At 73.2% G+C, this 26441-nt stretch carries 27 protein-coding genes and 1 pseudogene; 10 read left to right on the forward strand and 18 right to left on the reverse strand.

Annotation, left to right across the window (positions count from 1 at the left end; genetic code table 11):
- Positions 1-618: 618 nt before the first annotated feature.
- Positions 619-1038 carry a DUF5313 family protein gene (locus HF519_RS20595; protein ID WP_169414622.1) on the reverse strand — a complete coding sequence of 140 codons (420 nt, stop codon included), beginning with the start codon at positions 1036-1038 and terminating at the stop codon, positions 619-621.
- A gap of 120 nt (positions 1039-1158) precedes the next feature.
- Between HF519_RS20595 and HF519_RS20600 the strand changes: the two genes are divergently transcribed.
- The 5 genes from HF519_RS20600 (at position 1159) to HF519_RS20620 (ending at position 4801) form a co-directional block, all read left to right on the forward strand.
- Positions 1159-1596 carry a MarR family winged helix-turn-helix transcriptional regulator gene (locus tag HF519_RS20600; RefSeq protein ID WP_169414646.1) on the forward strand — a complete coding sequence of 146 codons (438 nt, stop codon included), beginning with the start codon at positions 1159-1161 and terminating at the stop codon, positions 1594-1596.
- 82 nt (positions 1597-1678) lie between these two features.
- Entirely contained in the window at positions 1679-3100 is a 1422-nt protein-coding gene (locus tag HF519_RS20605) for a YlbE family protein (protein ID WP_169414623.1), read from the forward strand.
- Between the two features lie 68 nt (positions 3101-3168).
- Positions 3169-3837, forward strand: a complete 669-nt coding sequence (gene nthB / locus HF519_RS20610) for a nitrile hydratase subunit beta (RefSeq protein WP_169414624.1) — start codon at positions 3169-3171, stop codon at positions 3835-3837.
- Positions 3834-4430 (forward strand): nitrile hydratase subunit alpha, encoded by a 597-nt coding sequence (nthA, locus tag HF519_RS20615; RefSeq protein WP_169414625.1) that lies wholly within the window; start codon positions 3834-3836, stop codon positions 4428-4430. The genes nthB and nthA overlap by 4 nt, the downstream gene beginning before the upstream one ends.
- The gene (locus tag HF519_RS20620) at positions 4427-4801 is read left to right on the forward strand and encodes a nitrile hydratase accessory protein (RefSeq protein WP_169414626.1); all 375 of its coding nucleotides are present in this window, start codon (positions 4427-4429) and stop codon (positions 4799-4801) included. Before nthA ends, HF519_RS20620 begins: the two co-directional genes overlap by 4 nt.
- A 146-nt stretch (positions 4802-4947) precedes the next feature.
- Here HF519_RS20620 and HF519_RS20625 read toward each other — a convergent pair whose 3' ends face one another.
- The 3 genes from HF519_RS20625 to arcC are packed head-to-tail and all read right to left on the reverse strand — an operon-like array spanning position 4948 to position 8629.
- On the reverse strand, positions 4948-6126 hold the full coding sequence (locus HF519_RS20625) for an MSMEG_0565 family glycosyltransferase (protein ID WP_169414627.1): 1179 nt from the start codon (positions 6124-6126) through the stop codon (positions 4948-4950).
- Positions 6123-7664, reverse strand: a complete 1542-nt coding sequence (locus HF519_RS31615) for an AllF/FdrA family protein (protein ID WP_312860241.1) — start codon at positions 7662-7664, stop codon at positions 6123-6125. The genes HF519_RS20625 and HF519_RS31615 overlap by 4 nt, the downstream gene beginning before the upstream one ends.
- Positions 7661-8629 (reverse strand): carbamate kinase, encoded by a 969-nt coding sequence (arcC, locus tag HF519_RS20635; RefSeq protein WP_169414628.1) that lies wholly within the window; start codon positions 8627-8629, stop codon positions 7661-7663. The genes HF519_RS31615 and arcC overlap by 4 nt, the downstream gene beginning before the upstream one ends.
- A gap of 150 nt (positions 8630-8779) precedes the next feature.
- Here arcC and HF519_RS20640 point away from each other — a divergent pair, with 150 nt between their 5' ends.
- Positions 8780-11971 (forward strand): ATP-binding protein, encoded by a 3192-nt coding sequence (locus tag HF519_RS20640; RefSeq protein WP_169414629.1) that lies wholly within the window; start codon positions 8780-8782, stop codon positions 11969-11971.
- A gap of 11 nt (positions 11972-11982) precedes the next feature.
- Here HF519_RS20640 and HF519_RS20645 read toward each other — a convergent pair whose 3' ends face one another.
- From HF519_RS20645 to HF519_RS32995, 5 genes are all read right to left on the reverse strand, one after another.
- Positions 11983-12477, reverse strand: coding sequence for an MSMEG_0567/Sll0786 family nitrogen starvation N-acetyltransferase (locus HF519_RS20645; RefSeq protein WP_169414630.1), 495 nt, complete (start codon positions 12475-12477; stop codon positions 11983-11985).
- A complete protein-coding gene (locus HF519_RS20650; RefSeq protein ID WP_169414631.1) occupies positions 12474-13127 on the reverse strand; it encodes a hypothetical protein in 654 nt (217 codons plus the stop codon). The genes HF519_RS20645 and HF519_RS20650 overlap by 4 nt, the downstream gene beginning before the upstream one ends.
- A 109-nt stretch (positions 13128-13236) precedes the next feature.
- A complete protein-coding gene (locus tag HF519_RS20655) occupies positions 13237-13722 on the reverse strand; it encodes an MSMEG_0572/Sll0783 family nitrogen starvation response protein (protein WP_169414632.1) in 486 nt (161 codons plus the stop codon).
- Between the two features lie 40 nt (positions 13723-13762).
- Positions 13763-14023: a hypothetical protein gene (locus tag HF519_RS20660; RefSeq protein WP_169414633.1), complete on the reverse strand. Its 261-nt coding sequence runs from the start codon at positions 14021-14023 to the stop codon at positions 13763-13765.
- Between the two features lie 2 nt (positions 14024-14025).
- A complete protein-coding gene (locus HF519_RS32995; RefSeq protein WP_169414634.1) occupies positions 14026-15372 on the reverse strand; it encodes an FAD-dependent oxidoreductase in 1347 nt (448 codons plus the stop codon).
- 120 nt (positions 15373-15492) lie between these two features.
- Here HF519_RS32995 and HF519_RS20670 point away from each other — a divergent pair, with 120 nt between their 5' ends.
- Positions 15493-16080 (forward strand): helix-turn-helix domain-containing protein, encoded by a 588-nt coding sequence (locus HF519_RS20670; protein ID WP_169414635.1) that lies wholly within the window; start codon positions 15493-15495, stop codon positions 16078-16080.
- On the opposite strand, the gene HF519_RS20675 is transcribed toward HF519_RS20670, so the two are convergent.
- From HF519_RS20675 to HF519_RS20700, 6 genes are all read right to left on the reverse strand, one after another.
- Complete coding sequence (locus HF519_RS20675) at positions 16061-17572, reverse strand: argininosuccinate lyase (RefSeq protein ID WP_169414636.1); 1512 nt, start codon at positions 17570-17572, stop codon at positions 16061-16063. The two genes, HF519_RS20670 and HF519_RS20675, sit on opposite strands and share 20 nt — an antisense overlap.
- Positions 17569-18558 (reverse strand): 1-aminocyclopropane-1-carboxylate deaminase/D-cysteine desulfhydrase, encoded by a 990-nt coding sequence (locus HF519_RS20680; RefSeq protein ID WP_169414637.1) that lies wholly within the window; start codon positions 18556-18558, stop codon positions 17569-17571. The genes HF519_RS20675 and HF519_RS20680 overlap by 4 nt, the downstream gene beginning before the upstream one ends.
- On the reverse strand, positions 18555-19919 hold the full coding sequence (locus HF519_RS20685; RefSeq protein ID WP_169414638.1) for a class-II fumarase/aspartase family protein: 1365 nt from the start codon (positions 19917-19919) through the stop codon (positions 18555-18557). The genes HF519_RS20680 and HF519_RS20685 overlap by 4 nt, the downstream gene beginning before the upstream one ends.
- Entirely contained in the window at positions 19904-20830 is a 927-nt protein-coding gene (locus HF519_RS20690) for an XcbA family protein (protein WP_211170335.1), read from the reverse strand. Before HF519_RS20690 ends, HF519_RS20685 begins: the two co-directional genes overlap by 16 nt.
- Entirely contained in the window at positions 20830-21615 is a 786-nt protein-coding gene (locus HF519_RS20695; protein ID WP_169414639.1) for a phosphosulfolactate synthase, read from the reverse strand. Before HF519_RS20695 ends, HF519_RS20690 begins: the two co-directional genes overlap by 1 nt.
- Positions 21616-21704: 89 nt before the next feature.
- Positions 21705-22061, reverse strand: a complete 357-nt coding sequence (locus HF519_RS20700) for a hypothetical protein (protein WP_169414640.1) — start codon at positions 22059-22061, stop codon at positions 21705-21707.
- 94 nt (positions 22062-22155) lie between these two features.
- Between HF519_RS20700 and HF519_RS20705 the strand changes: the two genes are divergently transcribed.
- Positions 22156-22557, forward strand: coding sequence for an OsmC family protein (locus HF519_RS20705; protein ID WP_169414641.1), 402 nt, complete (start codon positions 22156-22158; stop codon positions 22555-22557).
- A gap of 12 nt (positions 22558-22569) precedes the next feature.
- On the opposite strand, the gene larC is transcribed toward HF519_RS20705, so the two are convergent.
- The 3 genes from larC to larE are packed head-to-tail and all read right to left on the reverse strand — an operon-like array spanning position 22570 to position 25249.
- Positions 22570-23730 carry a nickel pincer cofactor biosynthesis protein LarC gene (gene larC, locus HF519_RS20710; protein ID WP_169414642.1) on the reverse strand — a complete coding sequence of 387 codons (1161 nt, stop codon included), beginning with the start codon at positions 23728-23730 and terminating at the stop codon, positions 22570-22572.
- Positions 23727-24413, reverse strand: a complete 687-nt coding sequence (gene larB / locus HF519_RS20715; protein WP_169414643.1) for a nickel pincer cofactor biosynthesis protein LarB — start codon at positions 24411-24413, stop codon at positions 23727-23729. The genes larC and larB overlap by 4 nt, the downstream gene beginning before the upstream one ends.
- Positions 24410-25249 (reverse strand): ATP-dependent sacrificial sulfur transferase LarE, encoded by an 840-nt coding sequence (gene larE, locus HF519_RS20720; protein ID WP_169414644.1) that lies wholly within the window; start codon positions 25247-25249, stop codon positions 24410-24412. The genes larB and larE overlap by 4 nt, the downstream gene beginning before the upstream one ends.
- 52 nt (positions 25250-25301) lie before the next feature.
- Between larE and HF519_RS20725 the strand changes: the two genes are divergently transcribed.
- Together HF519_RS20725 and HF519_RS30530 are read left to right on the forward strand one after the other, a co-directional pair.
- The gene (locus tag HF519_RS20725) at positions 25302-25835 is read left to right on the forward strand and encodes a gamma carbonic anhydrase family protein (RefSeq protein WP_169414645.1); all 534 of its coding nucleotides are present in this window, start codon (positions 25302-25304) and stop codon (positions 25833-25835) included.
- A 133-nt stretch (positions 25836-25968) separates the two neighbouring features.
- Positions 25969-26441, forward strand: a pseudogene (locus HF519_RS30530) (hypothetical protein); the annotation flags it as partial.

Genomic DNA, 26441 nt, shown 5'->3' on the forward strand with positions numbered 1-26441 from the left:
CCCGGGCCCGGGACCGGCCCACCCCGCGGCGGCCGGCGGTCCGGCCGGACAACGCGGCCGGCGGTCCGGCCGGACAACGCGGCCGGCGGTCCGGCCGGACAACGCGGCCGGCGGCCCGGCCCGCGGGCCGGCAGACCGGCCAACCGGGCCCGAGATCGGCGATCGAGGGACATGACCGGCACCGGTGCAGCCCATGCCCCCACGAGATCGATCATGCTCCGGCTGGAGCCGGACGGGGTCGGCGCGGGCACCGCCCGGCCCGGCCACGGGCCCGGCGGCGACCCCTCGGCGCCGAGGGCTGAGCGGGTCAGAATTCGCCCGGGCCGAGCCGGGCCGGGCAGGAACGGCGTGCTCGATGATCGGTGGGGACCTCGACGGGACGCGGCTCCCGGCTCTCCGACCCCCATCAGGATCAGAATTTTCCGGACCACAGCTGCACGGGTGCAACCCGTGTCCCGCGATTGACGATCGTGAGCGGGCACGTCCGGTCGACGCCAGGATCGGACCTACGCGCAGGCCGGAAGGCCCGACCGGCAGACCGCACGAGATCGCCCCATCAGGTCAACCGGTGAGAGAGTCAGCCCCGGACGATCACGACATACGGCCGGGCTGGGAGCGTCAGGTAGGGGGGAGTTCGCGCCAGCGCTCGGCGTAACGCCGCTGCCGGGCCTCGCGCCGGTCGGCGGTGGCTTCGCCGCGCACGGCAGCGGCGGTGCCCTGCGGGTAGCCGGCCTTGACTGCGCGGTGCTCAGCCGTCTCGTACATGTAGGCGATCGAGTAGAAGAAGCCGAGCAACAGCCCGGACAGCACGGCGGCCCCGCGCACCCAGGCGGGTCCGGGGATCAGCACGAAGAGCAGAACCGCGATCGGGGCGAGCTGCACGGCCGTGCGGGCCAGGTGGCGCAGCTGCCAGGTCTTCGTGGTGACGTCGTGCAGGACCCAGCTCCGGTGTTTCGGGGGCAGGCCGAAACCCAGCGCATACGCCACCCACCGGATCGGCCCGGGGCGCCTCCGCCCGTCCTGATCCGTACCCGCCATACGATCACCGCTCCGACGTCGGGACCGCCCACGTGTGCGAGGCGGCCCAATGTTTTGCGTACTAATCAACGGTACGCTGTCACCGTGGCGCAGCAACTCGCGAGTGACGCAGCCGACGAGCTGATCGACTCCGATCTGCTGCGACTCGACCGCCAGGTCTGCTTCGCGCTCTCCGTCGCGGCGCGCAGCGTGGTGGCGATCTACCGCCCGCTGCTCGAACCGATGGGACTCACCCATCCGCAGTACCTGGTCATGCTCGCACTCTGGGAGCGCTCCCCGCTGTCGGTCAAGGAGCTCAGCGGGCTGCTGCAGCTCGACCCGGGAACGCTGTCCCCACTGCTCAAGCGGCTCGAGGCAGCGGGATTCGTGCAGCGACGGCGCAGCCCCACCGATGAGCGCACGCTCGCCGTCACCCTGACCGACGCCGGCCGGGCACTGCGCGCAGAGGCCGAGAAGGTGCCGCCCGCGATCATCGAGCGACTGGGCATGAAGCTGAGCGAGCTCGATGACCTGCACGCGGCGTTGACGCAGGTGATCGCCGCAGCCCGGCCGACCTAGCCCCCCTCACCACCTGCCGTTTCTCCGATAGTGTTCGTCCCTCTACTATGAGAGTTGACGCGGACCCGAGGAGGACGACCGGATGACCCAGCTCGCACTGCCGGACGAGGTCGAAGTGGTGAACGTCGGGCTGCCGATGTTCGCCGATGCGATCCGGGAGCAGGGACGGCCGGTACAGCACGTCGACTGGCGGATCCCGGCCGGCGGCGACCTCGCCGCCGTGGCCGCGCTCGGCCGGCTCTACGGCGACCACGCCGCCGCCATCGACGAGGCGAACGCCGAGGTGGTGCGCCGGCTGAACGAGGGCGTCCCACAGCTCGTCGGCATCTCGACCGTGGGCGAGGCAGTGCCCGGCTACGCGGGCCGGATGATCCTGCACTCCGGGCCCACGCTGCCCTACCTCGACCACTGCGATCCGCTGCGTCGCTCGATGCGCGCCGCCGTCGTCGCCGAGGGCTGGGCATCCGATGTGGAGGAGGCCAACGGCCTGCTGGCGCGCGGTGAGATCACGCTCGACGCCGCCAACCACCACGACGCCGTCGTCCCGATGGCCAGCGCCGTCGGGCCGTCGCAGCCGGTGTTCGTCGTGGAGAACCGTGAGGGCGGCACGCGGGCGTTCTCCTCGATCAACCAGGGCCCCGGCGAGGTCGCCTGGTTCGGCCGCGAGACCGACGCCGCGATCGCCCGGCTGCGGTTCCTCGCCGAGATCGGCGGGCCGGCCGTCCGCCGCATCGTGGAAGCCGCTGGGCCGCTGGACATCCTCGCGATCGCCGCCCAGGGCATCACCATGGGCGACGACCTGCACATGCGCACCCAGGCCGCCACGAACCTGCTGACCCGCACCTGGTTGCCGCACATCGCGGCGCTGCCGGACGACGCCCGGGAGTCCTTCGCCCAGTACCTGGGCGGCAACCACCTGTTCTTCCTCAACCTGGCGATGGCCGCGGCGAAGTCGCTGCAGCTGTGGGCCCAGCAGGTCGAGGGCTCCAGCATCGTCACCACGATGTCGCGCAACGGGACGACCTTCGGCATCAAGCTCGCCGGGTCGCCCGACTGGCACATCACCGAGGCCCCGCCGGTCGGCGAGGCCATGTACTACTCGGGCCAGGGGCCGGAGACCAGTGCCAAGGACATCGGCGACAGCGCCGTCCTCGAGCTGACCGGCATGGGCGGCCCGGCCGCCGGCGGTTCACCCGCGGTCGCGGCGTTCCTCGGCGGGACCATGGCCGACGCGGCCGCCGCCACCGAGGGCTTCCAGGCGATCTGCGCGGGCAAGAGCAGCCGCTTCACCCTGCCGCCGATGGGCTTCGTCGGGACCCCGCTCGGTGTCGATGTGCGCAAGGTCGTGGAGCTGGGCATCACGCCGAAGGTGACCACCGGGATCCTGCACATCAGCGACGGCTCCGGGCAGGTCGGCGCGGGTGTGGCGGCCGCCCCGGTCGAGTGCTTCGTCTCGGCCCTGCACGACCTGGACCGGCGCCTGTCCGGCACCGACCGGGACTGAGTGGGGAACGTCTCCATCCACTATCGTGAAAATCAATTCTTCATCGTAGATCTCAGAGAGGTGGTGTGATGGACGGGATCGCCGACATGGGCGGCACCGACGGCTGGGGAGCGGTCGCGGCGCCGACCCGTGACGAGCCCGTGTTCGCCGAGACCTGGGAGGGGCGGGCGTTCGCACTGACGCTCCTCACGATGGGTCGCGTCTCGGGCCAGAACCTCGACGCCTTCCGGCACGCCCTGGAGCGGCTCGACCGCACCGCGTACCTCGACGACGGGTACTACGGCCGCTGGCTCAACGCCGCCGAGCTGATGCTCACCGACAGCGCCATCCTGGCGCCGGGCGCCATCGACGCCCGGGCCCGCAAGCTGCGCGGCGAGGACGTCGAGGAGCCCCCGGTTCCGGAGCCGAACAAGCCCGACTACGCGCCCACCGCCGCCGGCTCGTTGCGCACGGTCGAGGACGCGCCCCGGTTCGCCGTCGGCGACATGGTCCGGGCGAAGGACGTCTCGCCGGCCGGGCACACCCGCCTCCCCCGCTACGTGCGGGGCCACACCGGCGTCGTCGAGGTGATCCAGCCCGCGGCCCTGCTGCCGGACACGCATGCGCACTTCCAGGGCGAGAACGCCCAGCACGTCTACTCGGTGCGTTTCGACTCCCATGAGCTGTGGGGTGCCGACGCCGAGTCGTTCCAGCTCACCATCGAGCTGTTCGAGAGCTACCTGGAGCCAGTGGAATGAGCACCACCGAACCCACCGCGCGGATCCCCGCCTCCCTGCGCACCGAGGCCCTGGAGCAGCTGCTCACCGAGCGCGGCCTCGTCGACCCCGCGGTGATGGACAAGTTCATCGCCAACTACGAGACCAACGTCGGCCCGCTGAACGGGGCGAAGGTCGTCGCCAAGGCGTGGACCGACCCGGAGTACAAGAAGCGCCTGCTCGACGACGGCACCGCCGCGATCAAGGAGCTCGGCTTCGCGGGTCCGCAGGGCGAGCACATCGTGGTCGTGGAGAACACGCCGACCACGCACAACGTCACCGTGTGCACGCTGTGCTCGTGCTACCCGTGGCCGGTCCTGGGCCTGCCGCCGTCGTGGTACAAGGACCCGGCCTACCGGGCCCGCGTGGTCAAGGAGCCCCGCAAGGTCCTCTCCGAGATGGGCCTCGATCTGGCCGACGACGTCGAGATCATCGTGCGTGACTCCAGCAGCGAGGTTCGCTGGCTGGTGCTTCCCGAGCGCCCGGCCGGCACCGAGAACCTCTCCGAGGAGGAGCTGGTCCCGCTGATCACCCGCGACGCCCTGGTGGGCGTGGCCAAGGTTCAGGCGCCATGACCGCCCCGCTCGCGATCGACGGGCCGGCTGCGCCGCCGCGGTCGAACGGCGAGCTGGTTTTCGCCGAGCCGTGGGAGAGCCGCGCCTTCGGGATGGCGGTCAGCCTGCACGACGCGGGCGCCTTCGAGTGGTCGCAGTTCCAGGCCGCGCTGATCGCGCGGATCGCGGCCTGGGAGAAGGGCCACGCGGAGGGCGAGTGCTGGAACTACTACCAGCACTGGCTCGGCGCCCTGGAGGACGTGCTGGCCGCGGACGGGACCGTGTTCGCCGACGAGGTGACCGCCCGCGCCGGTGAGCTCGCCGCCCGTCCCGCGGGCTACGACCACCGCGACGACGAGGAGCACGGCCACGGCCACGGGCACGGCCACTGACCCCTCGCACGGCCGAAGGGCCGGGACGCGATGCGTCCCGGCCCTTCGTCGTCATTCCCGGCTGCCCCCGCCCCCGAAGGCGGCGATCAAGGGGAAAGGGGTGCGCGTGGAGATCAACGCGCACCCCTTTCCCCTTGATCAGCGGGTTAGGCGGCGGCGCGTGCTCTCACCTGGGCGTATATCTGCTGGTGGCGGCGGGCGCTGGCCTCCCAGGTGAACCTGGGCAGCACCGCGCGGCCGGCGGCGGAAAGACGCTGCCGGAGTGCGGGGTCGTCGATCATCGTGCGCATCGCCGCGGCGAGCGCGTCGGGGTCGCCCACGGCCGGCAGCAGCGCGCTCTCCCCGTCGACGAGGTACTCGCCGAACACCGGCAGGTCCGACGCGATCACCGGCAGCCCGGCGCCCATCGCCTCCAGCACGACGAGCCCCCAGCCCTCCTTGACCGACGGGAACGACAGCGCGTCGGCGGCGTGGTACCACCCGGCCAGTTCGGTCTCGTCCACCGTGCCGAGCAGCACGACGTCCTCGCCGAGGGTGAGCCCCAGCTCGGGCAGCGAGGCCAGCGCGGCCTCGCGGTAGGCGGTGTAGTCCTGGAACGAGTGCCCGCCGACGATCGCGAGCACCGCCCGCGGGCCCCGCTCGCGCTTGAGCTGCGCGAGGGCCCGGAACGCGTGCACGGTGCCCTTGCGGGGTTCCACGCCACCCACGGCGAGGAAGACGAACTTCCCGTTCGCCGCGTCCGGGCCGGCTCCGATCCGATCCCGCAGCGCGTCCCGGTAGTCCTGCGACGGAGCCGGGAACCGGTCGACGTCGACGCCGTTGGGGACGACGTCGGTGCCGCGGCCGTACTCGTCGCGCAGGATGCCGCGCCACTGCTCACTGACGACGAGGACCCGGTCGGGCTCGACGATGGCCGCGCGCTGGCAGTCGATCAGCGCCTGGGTGGTGAAGTCGTCGACGTGGTGCACGGTGCGCACGACCGTGACCGGGGCACCGGCATCGCGCACCCGAGCCGCGGCCCGGGCGGCGATGCAGTCCTGCGCATGCAGCACGTCGAACCGGCCGGCCATCCCGGCCAGCCCGGCTTCGAGGGTGTCGATCGCGGCGAACACCCGGTCGTCGAGCGTGGTGCCGACCTTGGACGGCGCGGGGAGCACCGTGTACGGCACGTCGGTCGGCCGGAACAGCCCGGCCGCGGGATCGCCCACGGCGACCAGGTGCACGTCGACACCTTGCCGGTGCAGCGCCTCGGCCAGGCTCAGGGTGTGCACGAAGCCACCGCGCGGCTTCGTCGAGTGGGTGATGAGTGCCAGCCCCCTGGTCACAGCGCGGTCGCCGCCAACTCGGGGTTGCGGGTGGCCAGCGCGGCCGCGGCGAGCGAGGCGCGGGCCGCGGTCTCGGTGACCAGGCAGCCGGCCTCCTCGAACGCCCTGCGCTGCCGCTCGTAGCCCTGCGGGTCCTGCTCGGTACCCAGCACGTAGGTGATCACCTTCGGGCCGCCGCCGGCGATGATGTCGGCGCAGATCGGCGCCAGCTCCGAGGCCGGGTCCGGGTGCGCGCCGTGGCCGAGCACGACGTCGAGGATGATCACCGCAACCTCCGGATCGGCGCCCTGCTCCTTGAGCAGCTCGATCCGGGCCTCCGGGTCGATCATCGGGTGCGGCCGGCCCTTGGTGTACTCCTCCTCGCCCAGGTCGAGGCAGGTGTGCGTGTGCTCGGGCGCGGGCAGGCCCAGCTTCTTGTCGATCGGGGTGTTGGAGTACACGTCGCCGAGCACGTCGGCCAGGACGACCAGCGACTCGTAGCAGAGCGTGCCGCCGGAGAACAGGCCGCGGACCAGCTTCCGCTCCTCGGACAGGTCGGCGGCCAGTTCGCGTACCCGGTCGACGAGACCCTCGGTCACGTCGGGGGCCTTCGTGCCGACGGCGGCCATCGCGGCCACCGCGCCGGCCTCCAGGGTGCGGGTGACGACGACGCCCTCGGGGGCGGAGAAGTCCTCGGGCACGCCGATCAGCGCCGCGACGAGCGGCTTGCCCGCCGCCGCCTCGACCACCGCGTGCGCGACCTCGACGGCCGGCGGCTTGGATACCAGCAGGATGACGTCGGTCCGGTCGTCCTCGACGAGCGCCTTCACCGCCGACAGCGCCATCCGGCCGCCGATCTTGGAGTTGAGGTCGCGCCCGCCCAGTCCGATCACGTGCGAGACGCCGGCACCCCAGCGGTCGACCAGCCCGGCGGCCTCCTGGGCGCCGGTACCGGCGGCCGCGACCACCGCGACCCGGCCCTTGCTGACGACGTTGGCGAAGCCCAGGCAGGTGTGCCCGAGCATCGCGGTGCCCGCGCCGGGCCCCATGACGAGCCGGCCGAGCCGGTTGGCCCGGTCCTTGAGCTCGATCTCGGCCTCGACCGGCACGTTGTCGCTGAACAGCAGCACGTCGAGTCCGGCCGACAGCGCCTTGTGCGCCTCGAGGGCGGCGTAGTCGCCGGGCACCGAGATCACCGCGACGTTGCTGCCGGGCTGGCGCGCGATGGCCTCGGCGAGGGTGCGGGCCGGCTTCTCGGCCGCCGACTCGCCGTCACCGCCCCCGCGGGCGGAGAACATCGCCGTCTCGCCGGCCTCACGGGCGGTGTCAGCGGCCTCCTCGGACTCGGCGCGGATGGCGATGAACAGGTCGTTGGCCCCGGCGCCGGACAGCTCGGAGAGGTCGAAGCCCTCCGCCTCCAGCGTCTCCAGGTTGCCCGGGGTGGCCATCGCGGCCGCAGCCCAGTCCACGCCCTCGGAGCCGCGCAGTGCCCGGGTCCCCGAGAGCTGGATGACCGAGTCGACGTACGTGTCGGCGTAGACGCGAACGGAGTGGATCACGATACTGCTCCCATTCGGGTGTCGGAGGCGACGATGCGGGTGCCGGCGTCGCCGCCGGCGGAGTCCAGTGAGGCGCAGGCGCGCTCCGCGTTGGTGATCACCGAGGTGCGTCCCCCCTCGCGGAGGAACTGGATCGCAGCCCGCATCTTCGGGCCCATACTGCCCTCAGGGAACTGGCCGTCGTCGGCGTGGGTCTGGGCCTCGTCGACGGTCATCTCGGTGATCCCCCGGGCGTTCGGGGTGCCGTAGTCGAGCATCACCTGTTCGACGTCGGTGATCAGCACGAGCGCGTCGGCGTCGAGGGCGCTGGCCAGCCGCTGCGCGGCGAGGTCCTTGTCGATCACCGCATCGATGCCGCGGTAGCCGTTCCCGTCCTCGACCACCGGAATGCCGCCGCCGCCCGCAGCGACCACGATCATCCCCTGGTCGACGAGCGCGCGGATCGCGTCGAGTTCGACGATCCGCTGCGGTCGCGGCGACGCCACCACCCGGCGGTAGCCGCGGCCGGCGTCCTCGGCGACGGTCCAGCCCTGCTCCTCGGCGTGCTTGCGGGCCTGTGCCTCGTCGAAGAACGGGCCGATCGGCTTGGTGGGGCGGCTGAACGCCGGGTCGTCGGAGTCGACGACGGTGTGGGTGATGACCGAGACGACGCCGGGCAGCCGGCCCTCACCGCATTCGTGCAGCGCGAGGGTGAGCAGGCAGCCGAGCTGGCCCTCGGTCATCGCGCCCAGCCAGAACAGCGGCAGTTCGGGGACGCGATCGGCGCCCGCCTCCTGCTGGATGGCGAGGTTGCCGACCTGGGGCCCGTTGCCGTGCACGAGCACGACCGACCATCCGGCGTCGAGCATGCGACACACCGCGGCGGCCATGGCCCGGGCGTTCTCCGACTGCTCGGCGAAGGTCCCGGCCTGCCCGCTCCGGGTGATGGCGTTGCCGCCGAGGGCTACGACGGCGGTTCTGGACATGGAACGCTGTCCTCCTCCAGGTCGGGGTACAGCACCCGAATTCACGATCAGAGATTGAATTTCTACTATAGTAGACGGCACGGTCCGGACCAGGGTCGTCCCGGCGTCCCGACGGCTCACCTGGGGGGCCTTCCCGGGTAGAGTCGACTCGTGAGTACGGCCCTGCGGCTGCGTCTGCTCGGCCCCTTCACCGTCGAGGGCGAGCTGGCGGCGCCGATGCCACCAGGCAAGGCGCGACGGGCGCTCGCTGTGCTCGCGGAACGCCACGGCGAGTTCGTCTCGGTGGGCACGCTCGTCGACGCGCTGTGGGAGGGCGATCCGCCCGAGCGCGCCGACCGCAACGTGGCCGCGCTGATCAGCAGGTTGCGCCGGGCCCTGGGCCGCGACCGCATCGACGGTTCCGCGGCCGGATACCGGCTCGTGGCCGACGACGTCAGCATCGACCTCTACGAGGCCGCCGAGTTGGTGGAGACGGCCGAGTTCGAACTCGCCCACGGCCGCTACGCGCTGGCCTCGACGAGCGCCGAGCACGCCGCGAAGTTGCTCGACGCCGACGTCGCGATGGCCGGTGAGCACGACGACCGCTGGGTGGAGGACCTGCGCCGCTCGGTGCGCCGATGGCTGCGCCGCGCCCGCATCTGCTGGAGTGCGGCCGCCCTGGAGCTGCAGGCCCACGACACGGCCGTCGAGGTGGCCTCGGCGGCGCTGCGCGACGACCCGTTCGACGAGGAGGCCTGCCGGACCGTGATGCTCGGCCACCAGCGGGCCGGCCGTTCCGCGGCGGCGCTCGTGGCCTACCGGTCGCTGCGGCTCGCGATGTCCGAGCAGCTCGGCAGCGACCCCTCCCCCGTCACCCAGTCGCTGTTCCTGTCGGTGCTGCGGTCGGAGAACCCCGCCTCGGCGGACCAGCCCACCCGGCACCCGCACGCCGGCAGCCCCGAGCAGGAGCCGATCGTGGGGCGCGACCGCGAGCTGGCCGAGTTGCGCTCGCTCTGGGCGGGCGCAGCCGCGGGCTCACCCGCGCTGGCCGTGATCGCGGGCGAGGCCGGGATCGGCAAGAGCGCGCTGGTGTCGGCGTTCGCGGCCGAACCGCGTCGCACCGGGGGTCTGGTGCTCACCGTCGGCTGCTTCGAGGCCGAGCGCTCGCTGTACCTGCAACCGCTCGTCGAGGCGACCCGGACGGTGATCCACCGGATGAGCCCGGCCGACATCCGTGAGCTGGCCGGCACCCGGCTGGGCACCCTGACCGAGCTGGTCCCCGAGCTCACCGAGATGGTGGGTGAGACGCCCTACGCGCGCGCCGGGCCCGAGCTGGAGCACCGGCGCAGCCTCGATGCGCTGGCCGGGTTCTTCGTCCGGCTGTCCGCCCGCCAGCCGGTACTGCTGGTCGTCGAGGACATGCAGCACGCCGGCCGGTCCACGGTGGAGGCGCTGCACCTGCTGGCCATGCACTGGGAGGGCAGCCGGTCGATGGTGGTCCTCACCGAGCGGACCTCCGAGGACCCGCCGGTCACCGGGTCCCTGCGCGACGTCGCCGAGTGGTTCGAGCTCGGGCCGCTGTCGGCCGACGACGTCACCACCCTGGTGCGCCGCTCCGGTCTGTCCTACGACGCCGACCGGCTCTACTCCTGGACCGGTGGCTCGCCGCTGTTCCTCACCGAGCTGCTACGTCATCCCGCGCACGTCCCCATGCCCCCCGGCGCCGTCACCATCCCGCGCTCCCTGCACGAGGCGGTCGCCGAGCGCCTGACCCACGCGGGTGAGGACGTCGCGTTGCTGCTGGCCCAGGGCGCGGTGCTGGGCGTGACGTTCTCCCTCGACGAGGTCGCCTCACTCAGCGGGCTCGACGTCGAGGACTGCGCCCGCCGGGCCAGCCGCGCGCTGCGGGCCGGGCTGCTCGTGGAGCAGGGCGAGAGCTTCCGGTTCGCCAACGACATCGTGCGACAGGTCGCCTACGAGTCGGTGCCCGAGCCGGTGCGGATCAGCCGGCACCGGCGCGCGGCGAAGCTGCTGGAGTCCCGGCCGGAGTCGGCCGCCCGGCACCTGGCCGCGGCCCGGGACTGGGGCTCCGCCGCGCGCGCCTGGCTGATCGCCGCGCACGCCGCGCACCTCGCATTCGCCAACAGCGAGTCCGAGGAGCTGCTCGGGCAGGCCATCGACGCCGCCCGTGCCTCCGGCGACGACGGCCAGCTCGTGGTGGCGCTGCTGCGGCGTGGCCAGGCCCGCTCCGACCTCGGCCGGCACGAGGACGCGCGGGCCGACCACGAGGCGGCGCTCGCGCTGACCCGCGAGCTGGGCGACTCCGAGCTCGAGGCGCGGGTGCTGGAGCAGCTGGGCTGGGCCGCGCTGTACGCCCGCGACGCCCTCGTCGCCGTCGACCTCGCCGAGCAGGCCACCGAGCTGGCCGAGTCGGCCGCGGCCGCGCCCGGCGCGCTGCCCAGCGCGACGCTGCTGCTCGGCCGGGTGCGGCACTGGGACGGCGACTATGCGGGTGCCGGGGCGGCCTACGAGAAGGTGCTCGCCGCCGAGCCCGGGGAGACGACGACCGCGCTCGCGCTGGCCTACCGCGGCGCGCTGCTGCAGCACCAGGACCGGTTCGCCGAGGCCAAGGCGGTGCTGGCGCGGGCCGCGGTGCTGTGCCGGCGGACCGGCGAGTTCCGGCCGCTGCTGCAGACCCTGTTCTTCACCGCGCTGGCCCGCGGCGACTCCGGCGACTTCGCCGGGGCGCTGCGCGCGCTCGACAACGCGCGGCGGCTCATCGACGCCGACCGGGTCGGCTTCTACCGGGCCGGCATCGAGACCACGACGTCGTGGATCTGGCAGGAGCTCGGCCAGGTCGAGCGCGCCCGCGACCACGCCGTGCAGGCCGTCGACCTGGCCCGTCGCGGTGGCGGCGCGCTCGAGCTCGAGCAGGAACTGCACGCGCTGCTCGCCGTGGCCGACTGCGACCTGCTGCTCGGCCGCGACGACGACGCCGCGGCGGCGGTCGAGGCCGCGGCCCCGATGCTCGACCGGTCGCTGCCGTTCCGGCCCCGGGCGGCGATGCGGCTGCTGGAGATGCGCTCGCGCTGGGACCCGAGCCAGGCCGAAAGCCTGCTGGCGGAGGCGCGCAACTACTCGTCGTCGAAGTACGAGGCGCTGGCGCTGGCGCGGCTGGGCCGCGCCGAGGAGGCCGCGGCCGTCGCCGGGTCCACCGGGTCGGACCTGCTCATCGCCCAGCTCGGCCCGCCGGACGCGCAACGCGCCGCGGTCGGGCGCATCGCGGAGTCGCTGCCCCGCGAGCTGCGGGACTCGTTCGCGTCCGGCGGCCGGCTGCTGCTGCCGCCGCCCCGGACGGCCTGAGAAGTCGCCCCTCAGCCGCGTCCTGCGGCGGCCTGCAGATCGATGTCCATCAGCAGGTGGGGATGGCCGACGTACATCTCGGGCTCCCCCCTCCGGGTCCAGCCGAGCCTGCGGAAGAACGTCTCGTTCGCCGGTTGCACGTGCGCGATCATCCGCCGCCCGCCGTGCGCGGCCGCGGTCGCCACGGCGAAGCGCACCAGCGGGGCGCCGAGTCCGGAGGTGCGGAAGTCCGCCAGGACGGCGAGCCGGTCGCCCTGCCAGTCACCGGCCGGCTCGCCCTCCCGCTCCAGCGGGAACAGTCGCACGGTGCCGGCGGGCACGCCGCCGACGAGACCGAGCACATGCAACGTGCGCGGGTCCGCGTCGTGCACGTCGTGGTCGTCCTCGGCGAACACACCCTGCTCGGTGACGAACACGGCGTGGCGGATGGCGTGATGGGCGGCCCGGTCGGCCGCGTCGCGCACGAGCAGGCATGCGGTCCGGCTCGTCTCCGGCGCGGCGGTCACGAGGCCTCCAGCGCCGGGCCGGTGCCGTTCTCCGCGATGTCGGCTCGGCAACGCCCGTACTCGATCAGCCAGTCGGTCCGCTGGTCGAAGTCGCGGGAGAGCAACTGGTGCTGCCCGTCCTTGGCGGTGATGGTGACCTCGACGCGGTACGGGTCACCGCCGGACCACGGATCGACCGACGCCTCCAGGATCGTCCCGGACGGGACGTGCAGTTCGACGAGCCGGCCCTCGTGCAGCGCGGTCGGGCGGTCGGGTCCGGCGAGCACGACCCACTCCTGTCCTGCGGCGCGGGCGGCCTCGATGATCTCGATCCGCCGGCGGCGTTCCCGCTCGGCGGCCATCTCGCGGTCGGCCATGCCGCACCCGACGGCGATGAGCAGGTCGACGGGGATCACGGTGCCCGCGGGGCAGGCGGCGGCGATCACATCGTCCGGGTTGGCCTCGACGGCCATCAGCTCGTGCACTCCGTCACAGCGCTTGCGCAGTTCCGCCACGACGGCCTGGACGTCGGCGATCGCGCGCTGGTAGGAGGACGGGTCGGAGATGAGGGTGGGGTAGAGACGGTCTTCGGCGGCCCGCCAGAGGTTGCGGGCGCGGGCCACGGCGGGCTCCACGGCGGGCTGGTGCGTTCCGGCGTTGTGAGCCTGCACGGCTACTCCTGTACGACGAGGGATCTCCAACGGCGACGGGCGGGCAGAGCCCCCCAGGGACACCCCGGGAGACCCGCCCGCCCGTTACCGATGGTAAGTGGAGACGAGTTCAGAGCGTCCAGGTCTGCATGACCAGCGCGCCCTCACGGCGGGCGGTCAGGTTGCAGTCGAGCACGTCGAGCGGGTGGATCGCCTGCACGCCCTCGAGCAGGTCGGTCTCGCGCATGCCGTACAGGGCGGCCATGGCGAAGCGGCAGGCGAGGACCTTGCCGCCCTCCTTCATGAAGGTCTGCAGCTGGTTGTTGTAGGCCATGTGGCCCGGGAAGGCCTCGGCGCCCACGGTCGGGAAGCCACGGGTGGCCGACGCCATCTGAACGCCGGGGCCGTAGAGCACCAGGGTGGTGTCGAAGCCCTTCCGGTTGATGCGGGTACAGGTGAGCATGTTGACCAGGCCGACCGAACCCTCGTAGGGCACGGTGTGCATGAAGATGTAGGCCTTCTCGCCCTCGTTGGCCTGGATGTCGTCGAACATCTTCGACTCGTAGTCAACGATCGCGTCGCCCGGCTGGGCCCGCTCACCGACGATCTGAACCACGGTGGTTCTCCTTCTGTGTTGAGGGGGTGATGCTCGAGGGTCAGACCGCTGGGCCCTGTAAACGGGGTGGCGGTGCCCACGTCTTGCGGTGACTGCCCGGCATGGCCTTCATGATCTTGTTGCGCAGCGGCCAGGGGAGCAGGCTGTAGGTCGGAGCGAAGATCTTCAGCCAGAAGACCTCCTTCAGACCCTTCGGGGGGCGCGGAGCCGGCGATCCCTGCGTCTTCGCCAGCTTCTGGTGCGCGGCGACGAGCAGGTAGTGCTCGGAGTTGTGGCGGAGCCACCGGAAGAAGGCGGACATTCTCAGCCCTTCTTCGCGTTCTCGAGGCCGTTGGTCGCGGCGACGACGATGGGCTCGTTCAACGCGCCGATGGCCGGCGAGTAGACGTTCTCCATCGTCGACAGGTCGTGCAGCGTGAAGCCGAAGCGGATCGCCTGGGCGAGGAAGTCGGCGCGCTCCTTGATCCCCTCGCCGCCGCCGATCATCTGGGCACCGATGAGGCGCAGCGTGCCCGGCTCGGCCAGCAGCTTGACCCGGACCGGCTGCACACCCGGGTAGTAGCGAGCGCGGGAGATGCCCTGCGCCTCGCCCTTCACGTACGGGATGCCCAGCGCCGTGGCCGTGGCCTCGCCGAAGGAGGCGCCACCGATGACCCACTTGCCCGCCGGGGTTCCCCACGGGACGTAGACCGCGCGGTAGGTTCGGTCACCACCACCGGCGTTGGCGCCGGCGGTCTTGCCTTGCGCGTACGCGTGCGAGCCGGTGAGACCCTGCAGCGGGGTCCCGGCGAGACCGTGCGGGATCTCGACGGCGTCGCCGGCGGCCCAGACGTTCGGCGCGGAGGTCTTCATCCGCTCGTCGACGATGATGCCGCCGGTGGAGCCGAGCTTGATGCCCGCGGCCGCGGCCAGCTTGTTGTTCGGGGTCTTGTGCGTGGCCACCACGACGAGGTCCGCGGGGATCTCGCCCTCGGAGGTCTTGACCGCCCGGACCTGGCCCTTGTCGTCACCGAGGAAGGCCTCGAGCGTGGTGTTGAAGTGCAGGTGCACGCCCAGCTCGCGCCACGACTCCTCGACCGGGGCCATGATGTCCGGGTCGGCCATCTGCGACAGCGCGTAGGGGTTGGGGTCGATCAGGTGCGTCTCGATGCCGCGGTGGGCGAGCGCGGTGACCATCTCCAGGCCGAGCGGGCCGGCCTCGACGACCACCGCGCGCTTGGCCTCCGCGATGACCTTGTCCCACTCCATCGCCTTGCGGATGTTCTTGACGTAGTAGAGCCCGCCCAGGTCACCGCCCGGAACGCCGGGGTCGGCGTACTCGAAGCCGGTGGCGATGATCAGGTTGTCGTAGGAGACGGTGCCCTCGCCAGCGACGGTGACCGTCTTGGCGGCGGTGTCGATCGCCGTCACCTCGGTCTCGTAGTGGACGTCGATGCCCGCGTCCACGTACGCCTGCTTGCCCGCGAGGAACAGCTTCTGGAAGTCGTCGATCTCGCCGCCGTGGACGTAGGGGATCCCGCACGGGGAGTAGGCAACGTCCTCGAACTGCGTATAGACGACGACATCGGCTCCGGGATCGGAGGCCTTCACGCCGCCCGCGGAGCCGAGCCCGGCCGCTCCCCCACCGATGATCACTGTCTTGCGCGGCACGTCGGAACCTTCTTCCACCGTCTATGCTGAGGTTTAGCAGCCTTCATCCACTATCGTGGGAGCGATTTTTACCATACTCAACGGCCGATGGCTGTCAAATCACCGAGTCGAGGAGAGCGCATGGTCCGCTCCCGACCCGCCTCGATTCCAGGTTGGGAACTCGTGGTCGACTCGATCGGCCCCAAGGTCCGCACCCTGCGTCGGGACCGCGGCCTGACGCTGCAGCAACTGGCACACCTGGCCGACGTCTCGGCCGCGGCGGTGCACAAGGTGGAACGCAGCGAGATGGTCCCGACGATCACCACCCTGCTGAAGATCGCGGGCGCGCTCGGCACTCCGATCCGGCACTTCGTCTCCGACGACACCGACACGCGCCCGCTGGCCGTGCACACGCGGGCCCCCGCCGGGGGCCCGGCGGCGACCGGCTCGGCGACCAGCTCCGTGACCATCACCGGCCCCGCCGACCGGTTCCGGGCGTCCGGAGCGGTCACCCGGCTCGAGCCCGGAACCGAGCGGGTGGGCCGGCCGGCCGCCGGGGAGAACCTGGTGGTCGTCCTCGACGGCCGGCTCACGTTCACCATCGAAGACGAGACCTACACCGTCGCCGCCGGCGAGTCCCTGCACTTCCCGACACACGTCGAGCACCGCTGGTCCAACCCCGGCCCGGACCCGGCCAGGGCCGTCTGGGTCACCGTTCCCGAGAACTGATCTTCTCCCGGGCGATCCGGAGCAGCTCGTCCTCCGCACGGTCGAAGGCGGCCGTGCGGGCATCGGCGTCGGCGGCCAGCGCGTCGAGAGCCTTGCGCAGCCCGCTGGTCATGTCCGCCAGCGCGGCCGGGGCGGCACCGCCCTCGGCCTGCCGCGAGGCCACGATCTGCAGCGGGTCGAGCACCTGCGAGAGGTCCTCGCCGGACAGCCCCCACGAGTGCCCGGTGTGCGCCAGCGCGGCGTCGTCGATCATCTCGCCGGTGATGTCGGCGCCGGGGATGCCGGCCCGGGCGGCCGCGCGCACGGTGTTGCCCACCACGACGTAGGCGGTCCGGTAGTCCACCCCCAGCCGCTGCACCAGATGCTCGGCCAGGTCGGTCGCCTGGGTGTAGCCGCGGTCGAGCTCCTCGCGCATCCGCACCGGATTGACCCGCAGCGTGCGGACGACGCCGCTCATCAACCGGGTGATGCGCAGGCTCAGGTCCAGGGCCCGCGGCACCTCGCCGTAGGCGAAGATCAGGTTGTCGCTGCGCGCCGACGGGCTCTTGGTGACGGCCAGGAACCCGGTGAGCCGACCGATCACCACGCCGGATGCGCCGCGCACGATCGCCAGCGCGTAGGGGTTGCGCTTCTGCGGCATCAGGATGCTCGAACGCGTGTAGGCGTCGTCGAGGTCGACGAAGTCGAACTCGGAGGAGGAGAAGATCTCCAGGTCCTCGGCCAGCTTGGAGAAGTTGGACAGCAGGCTGGCCGCGGTGGCCAGGATGTGGATCAGCCCGTCCACCTGCCACATCGCGTCGCGGGTGTGCGGGATGACGCGGCCGAAGCCGAGTGCCGACGCGATCGGGCCGCGGTCCTCCAGCAGCCGGGTGCCGTTCACGCAACCCGCGCCGCCCGGGCTGGAGTCCACCCAGTCGAGCTCGTCGAGCAGCCGGCGGGCGTCACGCACGGTGGAGTAGACGAACGACAGCAGGTAGTGCCCGAACGTCGAGGGCTGCGCCTGCTGCAGATAGGTCTGGTCGGGCAGCAGCGTCTCGGCGTGCTCCTCGGCCGTCGCGGTGGCGTCGCGGGCGAACGCGACCGACTCGGCGACCAACTCGGTGAGCTGGCGGCGCAGGTGCAGCCGCAGCGCGACCCGCGCGGCCTCCCGGCGAGGGCGCCCGGCGTGCAGCCAGCCGGCCACGTCGCCGATCTTGGAGACGAAGTAGTGCTCCCGGGAGTTGTAGGGCTCGCCGTGCGACGGGTCGTACGGGAAGTCCTCCGGCTCGATGCCGGTGACGTCGAGGAGCAGGGCCAGCAGCTCGCGGCCGGCCGCGTCGGGGACGATGCCGCGGCGGTCGAGGTCGAGGACGTGCGCGATGTCGGCCAGGTTGAGCCCGCGGTGCAGGAAGCTCGCGTCGGCGTTCTCCAGCGCGAATCCGGAGTCGATCAGCTCTGGCGCGGGGCCGTTCTGCGGGAACCCCTCGGGGCGGGTGCGCCGGGCGCCGGTCATCGTGTTCCCTTCATGATCGTCGAGACGGCGGGTATCAGCCCGCCGGTGTGCCACCACAGGACCGGTCCCGGTGGGTCGCCGAGCAGCCGGTCCACGGCGGCGGAGAGCGCCTCGGCGCCGTAGGTCTCGTCGAGCAGGAGCCCCTCGGTGTGCAGCACGAGCCGGGCCCGCTCACGTTCGATCTGCGAGGCTACGCCGAATCCGGGGCCGCGGGCGTCGAGCAGCTCGAGCTGCTCGGGCCGGGGTACCGGGGTACCCAGGAGCTGCGCACAGGCCCGGGCGAGTTCGTGCACCCGCGGCCCGATCTCGGCGGGCGGCCGGCTCACCGAGACACCGAGGACCGGGATGTCGAGGCCGACGGCGGCGAGCCCGGCCAGCAGACCCGCGCTGCTGCCGCCCGAGCCGATCGGGAACACGATCAGCGCCGGTCGCGCGGCCGGGTTCAGGTCGGTCAGCTGGGCCGCCAGCTCGGCGGCGGCGGCCGCGAACCCGACGGCGCCCAGCCCGGTCGAGCCGCCCCGCGGGACGGCGAAGGCGCGGCGGCCCGACGCGGCGAGCTCCTCGGCCCGGGCGGCGACCATCTCGTCGACCGCCTCCCGGACCTCGCCCCCGGTGGGCACGAGCCGCGCGCCCGCCGCGGCGGCCAGGGCCAGGTTGGGTGCGCCCGCCGGGTCGCCCCACACCATCAGCTCGCACTCCAGCCCGGCGACCCGCGCAGCCTGCGCGGCCGCCGCGCAGAAGTTCGAGCCGGGCCCGCCGCCGGTGACGAACACCTCGGCACCCTGCTCGCGGGCCGCCCCCATCAGGTACTCCAGCGGACGGGCCTTGTTCCCCGCGACCCCGAACCCGATCAGGTCGTCGCGCTTGACGAGCAACGGGCCGCAGCCCAGCGCGGCTTCGAGCCGGTGGGCGCGGACCAGCGGGGTCGGGAGCACCGCGAGGGGGAACCGCGGAAGGGCCGCCCAGCCGGGGGTGGACGCGCTCAACTCCACCGCTCCGGCTCACCGGCCCGCGCGGCGCGGGCCCGCTCCAGCACGGTGTCGACCATCCCGGCAGCGGCGTCGACGGCCGACGCGCGACCCCAGCCACGGACCTCGTCCGCGGTGGCGAGCCCGCGGGCGACCAGGCCCTCGGCCAGATCCCCGGGGTCCCGGCCGTCCTCGCGCAGCACCTCGTGCAGCGCCTGCTGGGCGCGGTGCTTGCCGATCTTCGCCGAGAGCCCCGCGAGCACCCGCTCGGACCCGAGCCCCGGACCGAAGCGGTCGACGGTGCGCGCCATCGCGTCCGGGTGCACCTCGAGGCCGTCGACGAGCGAACGGGCGAGCCGCAACGCCGTCCCGGTGAGCTGGCAGACCTCCGGCAGCGCGATCCACTCGGCCTTCCAGGCCCGGCCGTCGCGTTCGTGCCCGGCGACCATCCCCTCCACCAGCACCGCGGCCGACGAACGGGCCAGCCGGGCGAGGGTGTCGAGGTGCTCGCTGCCCTCGGGATTTCGCTTGTGCGGCATCGTGATGCTCGAGACCGCACCCGCCGGCGCGGCCTCGGCCAGCTCACCGATCTCCGGGCGGGCGAGCTCGTAGACCTCGGTGCCGATCCGGGCCAGCGTCCCGGCCGCCATGGCCAGCACGCTGCCGAACTCGGCGATGCGGTCGCGGGCGGTGAGCCAGGAGATGCCCGGATCGGCCAGCCCGACCTCCTCGCAGAACCGGGCCCGTAGCTGCGGGCCCTCCGGGCCGAAGAACGCCAGTGCACCCACCGCCCCACCGAGCTGGCCGACCAGCCAGCGATCGCGGCCGTCGCGCAGCCGCTCGATGTGCCGGCGCACCTCGTCGGCCCAGGACGCGACCTTGAAGCCGAACGTGATGGGGGCGCCGGGCTGGCCGTGGGTGCGGCCCGCCATCACGGTGTCGCGGTGGGCCTGTGCCAGCTCGAGCAGGGACGCCTCGAGCGCGCGCAGGTCGCGGTACACGATGGCCCCGACGTCCCGCATGACCACGCCGAACCAGGTGTCGGAGACGTCCTGCACGGTGGCGCCGACGTAGACGTGCTCGCGGACCTCCTCCGGCAGCACCCGCAGCAGGCCCCGGATCAGCCCGAGGGTGGAGTGCGAGGTGACCCGGGTCTGCTCGGCGACGTAGTCGAGGTCGAGCGCGTCGACCTTCGCGGCGGACGTGATCGCCGCCGCGGACGCGGCCGGCACGATGCCCAGTGTGGACTGCGCCCGGGCCAGCGCGGCCAGGATGTCCAACCAGGACTGAAGCATGGCGCGCTCGTCGAAGATCGCGGCGAGTTCCGGCGTGCCCCAGAGGTGCGCGTAGAGAGTCGACGAGCTCAGACGGGTGCCCACGGCGGGTCCTCCTGCGCGACCAGCAGAGCCAGCGCCTCGCGGATGTGCTCGAGCGAGGAGCCCCACGGCACGCTCACCCACCCGTCGCCGGACTCCACGTGCTCCTCCTGCAGACAGCACTTGGTGAGGGTCAGGGCATCGGGGGCGCTCTCCCGTACCGCCCGCTTCGGGCAGAAGTCGACGGTGGGCGGATCCTCGCCGTAGAACCAGCGGTGGATCTGCTGCGATCGGGTGCACCCGAGCAACGTCCAGTCCGCCCGCTCCGGGTGTTCGTCCAGATAGGACACCGTCGCCCCGGGGACCTCGCCGCCCGACCCGCGGCACGGGAGCAGGTAGTGCCCGGACGGCTGCTCGCCGGCCAGCGAGGCCAGCTCGGTCAGCTCGCCGACCAGCTCGATCGGCGGCAGGCTCTCGGTGACGGCGATGATCCGCCGGACCTGGTCGAGCAGCTTCGCCGGCTCCGGCGGGACGACCTCGCGGACAACGACCCGCAGCGGCTTCGGGTCGATGATGAAGTTGACGTGGGCGTAGCGGCCCTGCACGACGACCGCCCGCACCCCGGGGGCGCGCTGCGCCGCCACCGCCGCGAGTACCGACGGGATGCCGGTGTCGGCCTCGGGTTCGACGACGTACGCGCACTCGTCGGGCCCGGCGAGCAGGTCGACCGCCACCACCGGGGAGAACAGCTCGGTGTCGGAGGCGCGGGTGACGTGCAGCAGGGCCACGCCGCCGGTCCCGTCGCCCGCCCGCGCCACCACGAAGCGGGTGCGCCGGTAGGCGTCGCGGCCCATCAGGTGTGCGCGCAGCGAGGCCTCGTCGAGCCCCACATCCGCGGGGACCGTGCTGACCGAGACCCCGCGGTAGCGGTTCGGGATGAAGTTCGGGCCGATCCGCATGGCCTGCCGGGCCATCACGCCAGTTCCGATTCCGCCGTGTCCCGACGGTCGACCGCGGCGGTGTCCGAACGCAGGCCGAGCCGCAGCGTCTCGACCGAGAGCGCGTCGGACAGCGCGACGTTGCCCAGGTTGACGTCCGGGCCGAAGCGGCGGATGAACCACGCCTGCTGCGCCGCACGCGGGGCCTCGAAGACCACCCGCTCGACGCCGATCGCGGAGACCACCGCCTCGACGACGTCGGGACGCACCCGGCCCGCGTCGTCGAACGTACCGACGTTGCCGCTCTGCCGGCCCTCGGTGACCACCAGGCTCGCGCCGGCGTCGAGGTCGGAACGGCACTCGGCCGGCCAGTGCCGGGCGGCGAGCTGCTCCCCGGGGGACTTGGCGCCGACCTCGGCCAGCACCGTGAAGTCGCGGCTGGCACGCGTGACCAGGGCGCGCTTCTCGGCCAGGCTCATCGCCACGGTTCCACGGGATACCTCGACGTGGCGGAAACCGGCGTCACGCGCCCAGTCCAGGCACTCGCCGGCGCGCCCCTGCGCCCAGGCGATCTCCAGCAGCGTCCCGCCGAGGCAGACCGCGATGTCGTGGCGGGCCAGCAGCGCGAGCTTGGCCTCCAGCGCCGTGTCCACGTAGGCCGTGCCCCAGCCGACCTTCCAGATGTCGATGTGCGCGGCGGCCGACTCCAGCAGGTCGGCTGTGGCCCCACGGCCCGCACCGGGATCCAGGACGTGGGTCAGCCCGATGGCCCGCGGCTTCGCCGAACGGCGGGGGAGATCAAGAAAAGAGGCGGCAGGCACAGCTCAACCCTAGATCGCATAGTGAACGTGCATCTACTATCAGAGCTGTGTCCTCGCCTACTGATCCGTACCGCGCCAGCCGGCCCGGTTCAGCCACGGACCAGGTCGACGACGCTGGCCAGGGAGGGTCCGGCGGCCTCCGGCGGCAGCCCGACAGCGCGCCGCCCGACGATGTCGACGGCGAGGCTGAACACGCGCTCCGCCCTGTCAGGGTAGGTCCAGTCGTGGTTGTCGGCGAACCGCAGCCATTCGGCGGGGCCCACGACCGGACTTTCGGAGTAGTCCAGTTCGTGCCAGGTGACCGCCAGCTCCACCAGGGCGAGCATCGCGTCGATGTCGGTGTCCACGCTCAGCAGCCGGTCATGGTGTTCCGGGAAGCGGGCGGCGGCCGGGCACGCACCCCGGCACGTCAGCAGGCGGAGGGGGGCAGGGGCGATGATCGTCATCGACAGCTCCCGAGAGGATTGTCCGGGTTGTGACGACCGCCACCATGCACCACGTCGGTTGCACCAGTGTTGCAGCCGCAAGGAAGGGACCCGGATGGGTGTGACTCATCGCAGCGTGCATGCGCGCTGGGACGGCAAACTGCGGGCCGTCGTGGACGCCGGCGGCTTCGAGGTGGTGGCCGACGAGCCCCCCTCGGTGGGCGGCACCGGAACCGGTCCGCAACCGACCGAGCTGTTGCTCGCGTCGATCGCCTCGTGCTTCACCCTGGCGATCGCCTACAGCGCGGACAAGCGCGGGATCGAGGTCACCGACCTGCGGGTCGACGTCACCGGACGCTACGACGGGCCACGGTTCGACGCGTTCCGCATCGAGGTGCACACCGCGGCGCCGCGCGGGGAGGAGCTGGACCGACTGGTCTCCGCCGCGCAACGGGTCTGCTACGTCACCCGGACCCTGGCGCAGCCACCCGAGGTCGAGATCGTCACAGGCGGCTGACCGCAGGGCCGCTCACGGCCCCGGATCGAGCCGGCGCAGCGCCCGTTCCGCGACCGCCCGCAGCGGCAGCCCGAGCACGGCCGCCGCCGCGGCGACGTCGTCGTGCTCGGGCTTGGCACCCCACGGCCCGCTCTTGACCCGGATCGGCTGACCGTCGACCTCCACGGTCACCGTCGACCGCGGCAACGCGAGCCGGTCGACGGTGCTGCGGCGCAACCCGAGACTGCCGGTCTCGCGCAGCACGATCCGCTCGCACTCGCCCGCCCGGGCGGGATCGGCCAGCACGTGCACGGTGTGCGCGGGCCGGGACTTCTTCATCACGATCGGCGTGATCCACGCATCGGCCGCGCCGGCCGCGAGCAGCCGCTCGACCAGGTGCCCGAGAACCTCCCCGGTCACGTCGTCGACATTGGACTCGAGGTGGACCATCGGGCTGCTGCCGGCGCTGCCGGGAACCGGACCCGTGCCCAGCAGCGCCGGCAGCACGTTGGGCCGCTCCGGGGCGTCGCGGCCGCCGGCGCCGTAGCCCGCCGCGCGGACCGTCATCTCGGGCACCGGGCCGAACCGGGCGCCGGCCGCGAGCAGCAGGGCGATGCCGGTGGGGGTGACCGTCTCCCCCACCGACCCGGTCGATGTCACCGGTGCACCCGCCGCCGCGAGCAGCGCCGCGGTCGCCGGGGCCGGCAGCGGCAGCGTGCCGTGCCGGGTCTGCACGGTCCCGCTGCCCAGCGCGAGCGGTCCGCAGTGGAGCTCCCGCACGTCCAGCAGGTGCAGCGCCGCCGCGACGCCGACGGTGTCCACCACCGTGTCCGCCCCGCCGATCTCGTGCAGGTGCACGGCGTCGACGGGCACGCCGTGCAACCGGCCCTCGACCTCGGCGATCGCCCGCACCGCCCGCGCGGCGAGCTCGGCCACCGGCGCGGGGCGGGCCCGGGCGATCATCTCCAGCAAGGCGGCCGCGGGCCGCTCGGTCGCGGTGTCGTGCACGGCGACGCGGGCCCGGGTGGCGACCAGGGCGCCGCGCGGCGCGGGCTCAGCGGTGAGGTCCCAGCCCGTCAGCCCGGTCGCGGCGACGGCGTCGCGCACGCCCTGCAGCGGCGCGCCGAGATCGAGCAGGGCGCCGAGCAGCATGTCGCCGGAGATCCCGCTGAACGGATTGAGCCACAGGATCACCGCCGGCTCCGCACGGCGATGCGGTGGGCCGCCATCGCGGCGGAGAACCCGGAGTCGATGTTGACGACGGTGATCCCCGCCGCGCACGAGGACAACATCGCCAGCAGCGCCGTCACGCCCTCGAACGTCGCCCCGTAGCCGACCGAGGTGGGCACCGCGATCACCGGGCATCCGACGAGGCCGCCGACGACGCTGGGCAGCGCGCCCTCCATACCGGCGATGCAGACGACGGCGTCCGCCGCGGCCAGCTCGGCGCGCGCGGCGAGCAGCCGGTGCAGCCCGGCCACCCCGACGTCGGTGAGCCGGGTGACCGACAGCCCGATCACCTCCGCGACCGCGGCCGCCTCCGCCGCCACGGGGGCGTCCGAGGTGCCGGCCGACACCACCAGCAACCCGAACCCCAGCGGCTCGGCCCGCCGCCAGGACAGCAGGCGGGCCGGCTCGTCGTAGCCGCCACCGGGGACCGCGGCGCGAACCCGGGCGGCGACGTCGGGCTCGACCCGAGTCGCGAGGACCGGTCCGGAGTTGGCGGCCAGCAGGCTCGTCACGACACCGGCCATCTGCGCGGCGCTCTTCCCGGGACCGTAGACGACCTCGGGCAGGCCCAGCCGGGCCTCGCGGTCGGTGTCCGGCCGCGCGTAACCGAGGTCCTCGAAGCCCGGGTCCCCGGCGTCCGCCGTCACGGACCCGCCACGGCCGGCAGCCCGAGCACCACGTTCATCCGGCCGGTGCGGAAGCCCTGCAGGTCGAGCGCGCAGAACTCGAATCCGGCGCCCCGCATCGCGGCGTCCAGCTCGGCGCGCAGGGCGCCGGCCCGGTCCAGCTCGTCGGCCGGCAGTTCGAGGCGGGCGACGGTCCCGTGGGCGTGGGCGCGGACCCGGCAGACGGCGAACCCGAGCCGGTGCACCGCCGCCTCGGCGGCCTCGATCCGGGCGAGCACCTCGGCGGTGACCGGATCCCCGTAGGCGACCCGCGAGGACAGGCAGGCGGCGGCCGGTTTGCCGGCCGTGGGCAGTCCGAGTCGCGCGCTGATCCGGCGCACGTCGTCCTTGGTCAGCCCGACGTCGACCATCGGGGCGATCGCACCGCGCTCGGCGGCGGCCCGCTGACCCGGCCGGTGGTCACCGAGATCGTCGACGTTGGTACCCAGCGCGATGGTGGCCCCGGACAGCTCGGCGAGCGGCACCAGCGCATCGAGCAGGGCGCTCTTGCAGTGGAAGCACCGGTCGCCCCCGTTGGCCACGTACTCCGGGCGGTCGAGCTCGTCGGTGTTCACCTCGACGTGGCCGATACCGCGTTGCCGGGTGAACTCGCGCGCGGCGACCCGCTCGGCCCGCGGCAGGCTCGCCGACACAGCGGTCACGGCCACCGCGGCCGGGCCGAGGACCTCCGACGCGACCGCGGCCACCAGAGCGGAGTCGGCTCCGCCGGAGAAGGCGACGAGCAGTCGCTGCTCCCGGTGCAGGCGGGCTCGCAGTGCCCCGAGCAGCGCGTCGACCGTGCTGTCGGCTGCCGCCATCCGGTCATCTCCTCACCCCGAGCCCCGTGTCCCGCGTCTACTTTAGTGACCCATGCCCGAGCAGCCTGCCGTCATCGAGTTCCACGGGGCACGCCCCGACCCGCATCCGCAGTCCTGGACCGCCCCCGGCGCTACGCTCATCGGCCGCGTCACGCTCGGCGAGCAGGCCAGCGTCTGGTACGGCTGCGTACTGCGAGCCGACATGGACGCGATCACCGTCGGTGCCCGCAGCAACATCCAGGACGGCACCGTCGTGCACGCCGACCCCGGCTTCCCCGTCACCGTGGGCGAGCGGGTGAGCGTGGGCCACCGTGCGGTGCTGCACGGCTGCACGATCGGTGACGACGTCCTCGTGGGGATGGGCGCGGTCGTACTCAACGGTGCGGTGATCGGGCCGGGCTCGCTGGTCGCCGCCGGTGCGGTCGTCCTGGAGGGGACCGAGGTGCCGCCGGGCTCGCTGGTCGCGGGCGTGCCGGCCAAGGTCCGCCGCGAACTGACCGACGACGAGCGCGCTGCGACGGTGCGCAACGCCGAGGCCTACGTCGCACTGGCCGTCGCTCATTCGGGAGCGACAGCTCGAGCGTGATCCCGCAGGTCCGCGCGCCGGCGACCGGGCGGGGTCGGTGCTCGCCGTCACTCTTAGTAGGCTCCCGCCGATCTCCGGGCCGGGGCCGCCGATCCCGGTATCGTGACGCGACAGACAGGGGGTGGATCCCGCGGTGGATGTCGACGACTCGCGCAGCGCGGACCGTGCCCCCCGTCGGGTGGCGCCCCCTCCCCCACACCAGCAGCCGTGGCCCCGCCGGGCCGAGCGCGAGCAGATGCGGCGGGGCGGGCCCGAACAACCGCGGCGGCCCCATCCCGCCTGGGCGCGTCCCGAGCGGCCGGCCGCGCGCGGGACCGAGCCGCCGTGGGAGCGGCGTGCCGAGCGGGTCGACAGGGCCGAGCGGGTCGACAGGGCCGAGCGGGTCGACAGGGCCGAGCGGGTCGACAGGGCCGAGCGGGTCGACAGGGCAGTCCCTGCCGGACCCGACGCCGGGACCGGGCGCCCGGCGCCCGGCGACCGCCGCCCGGTCGGCCTCGGCGGCCCACCCGGGGACCGCGGGCGGCAGCGGGACCCGGCGCGGGCGGGCGAGCGCCGGCGCCCGGAACGTCGCGAGCCCGACGGCGACGGCACCGACCACGCCGGGAT

The sequence above is a fragment of the Pseudonocardia bannensis genome (assembly GCF_012911875.1).
In the GTDB taxonomy this organism is placed as follows: domain Bacteria; phylum Actinomycetota; class Actinomycetes; order Mycobacteriales; family Pseudonocardiaceae; genus Pseudonocardia; species Pseudonocardia bannensis.

Excerpts from the sequence above, each read along its gene's own strand:
- HF519_RS20595 (WP_169414622.1), bottom strand. The coding sequence starts at position 1,038 with ATGGCGGGTACGGATCAGGACGGGCGGAGGCGCCCCGGGCCGATCCGG.
- HF519_RS20605 (WP_169414623.1), top strand. The coding sequence starts at position 1,679 with ATGACCCAGCTCGCACTGCCGGACGAGGTCGAAGTGGTGAACGTCGGG.
- nthB (WP_169414624.1), top strand. The coding sequence starts at position 3,169 with ATGGACGGGATCGCCGACATGGGCGGCACCGACGGCTGGGGAGCGGTC.
- nthA (WP_169414625.1), top strand. The coding sequence starts at position 3,834 with ATGAGCACCACCGAACCCACCGCGCGGATCCCCGCCTCCCTGCGCACC.
- HF519_RS20620 (WP_169414626.1), top strand. The coding sequence starts at position 4,427 with ATGACCGCCCCGCTCGCGATCGACGGGCCGGCTGCGCCGCCGCGGTCG.
- arcC (WP_169414628.1), bottom strand. The coding sequence starts at position 8,629 with ATGTCCAGAACCGCCGTCGTAGCCCTCGGCGGCAACGCCATCACCCGG.
- HF519_RS20660 (WP_169414633.1), bottom strand. The coding sequence starts at position 14,023 with ATGTCCGCCTTCTTCCGGTGGCTCCGCCACAACTCCGAGCACTACCTG.
- HF519_RS20670 (WP_169414635.1), top strand. The coding sequence starts at position 15,493 with ATGGTCCGCTCCCGACCCGCCTCGATTCCAGGTTGGGAACTCGTGGTC.
- HF519_RS20675 (WP_169414636.1), bottom strand. The coding sequence starts at position 17,572 with ATGACCGGCGCCCGGCGCACCCGCCCCGAGGGGTTCCCGCAGAACGGC.
- HF519_RS20690 (WP_211170335.1), bottom strand. The coding sequence starts at position 20,830 with ATGGCCCGGCAGGCCATGCGGATCGGCCCGAACTTCATCCCGAACCGC.
- HF519_RS20700 (WP_169414640.1), bottom strand. The coding sequence starts at position 22,061 with ATGACGATCATCGCCCCTGCCCCCCTCCGCCTGCTGACGTGCCGGGGT.
- HF519_RS20705 (WP_169414641.1), top strand. The coding sequence starts at position 22,156 with ATGGGTGTGACTCATCGCAGCGTGCATGCGCGCTGGGACGGCAAACTG.
- larE (WP_169414644.1), bottom strand. The coding sequence starts at position 25,249 with ATGGCGGCAGCCGACAGCACGGTCGACGCGCTGCTCGGGGCACTGCGA.
- HF519_RS20725 (WP_169414645.1), top strand. The coding sequence starts at position 25,302 with ATGCCCGAGCAGCCTGCCGTCATCGAGTTCCACGGGGCACGCCCCGAC.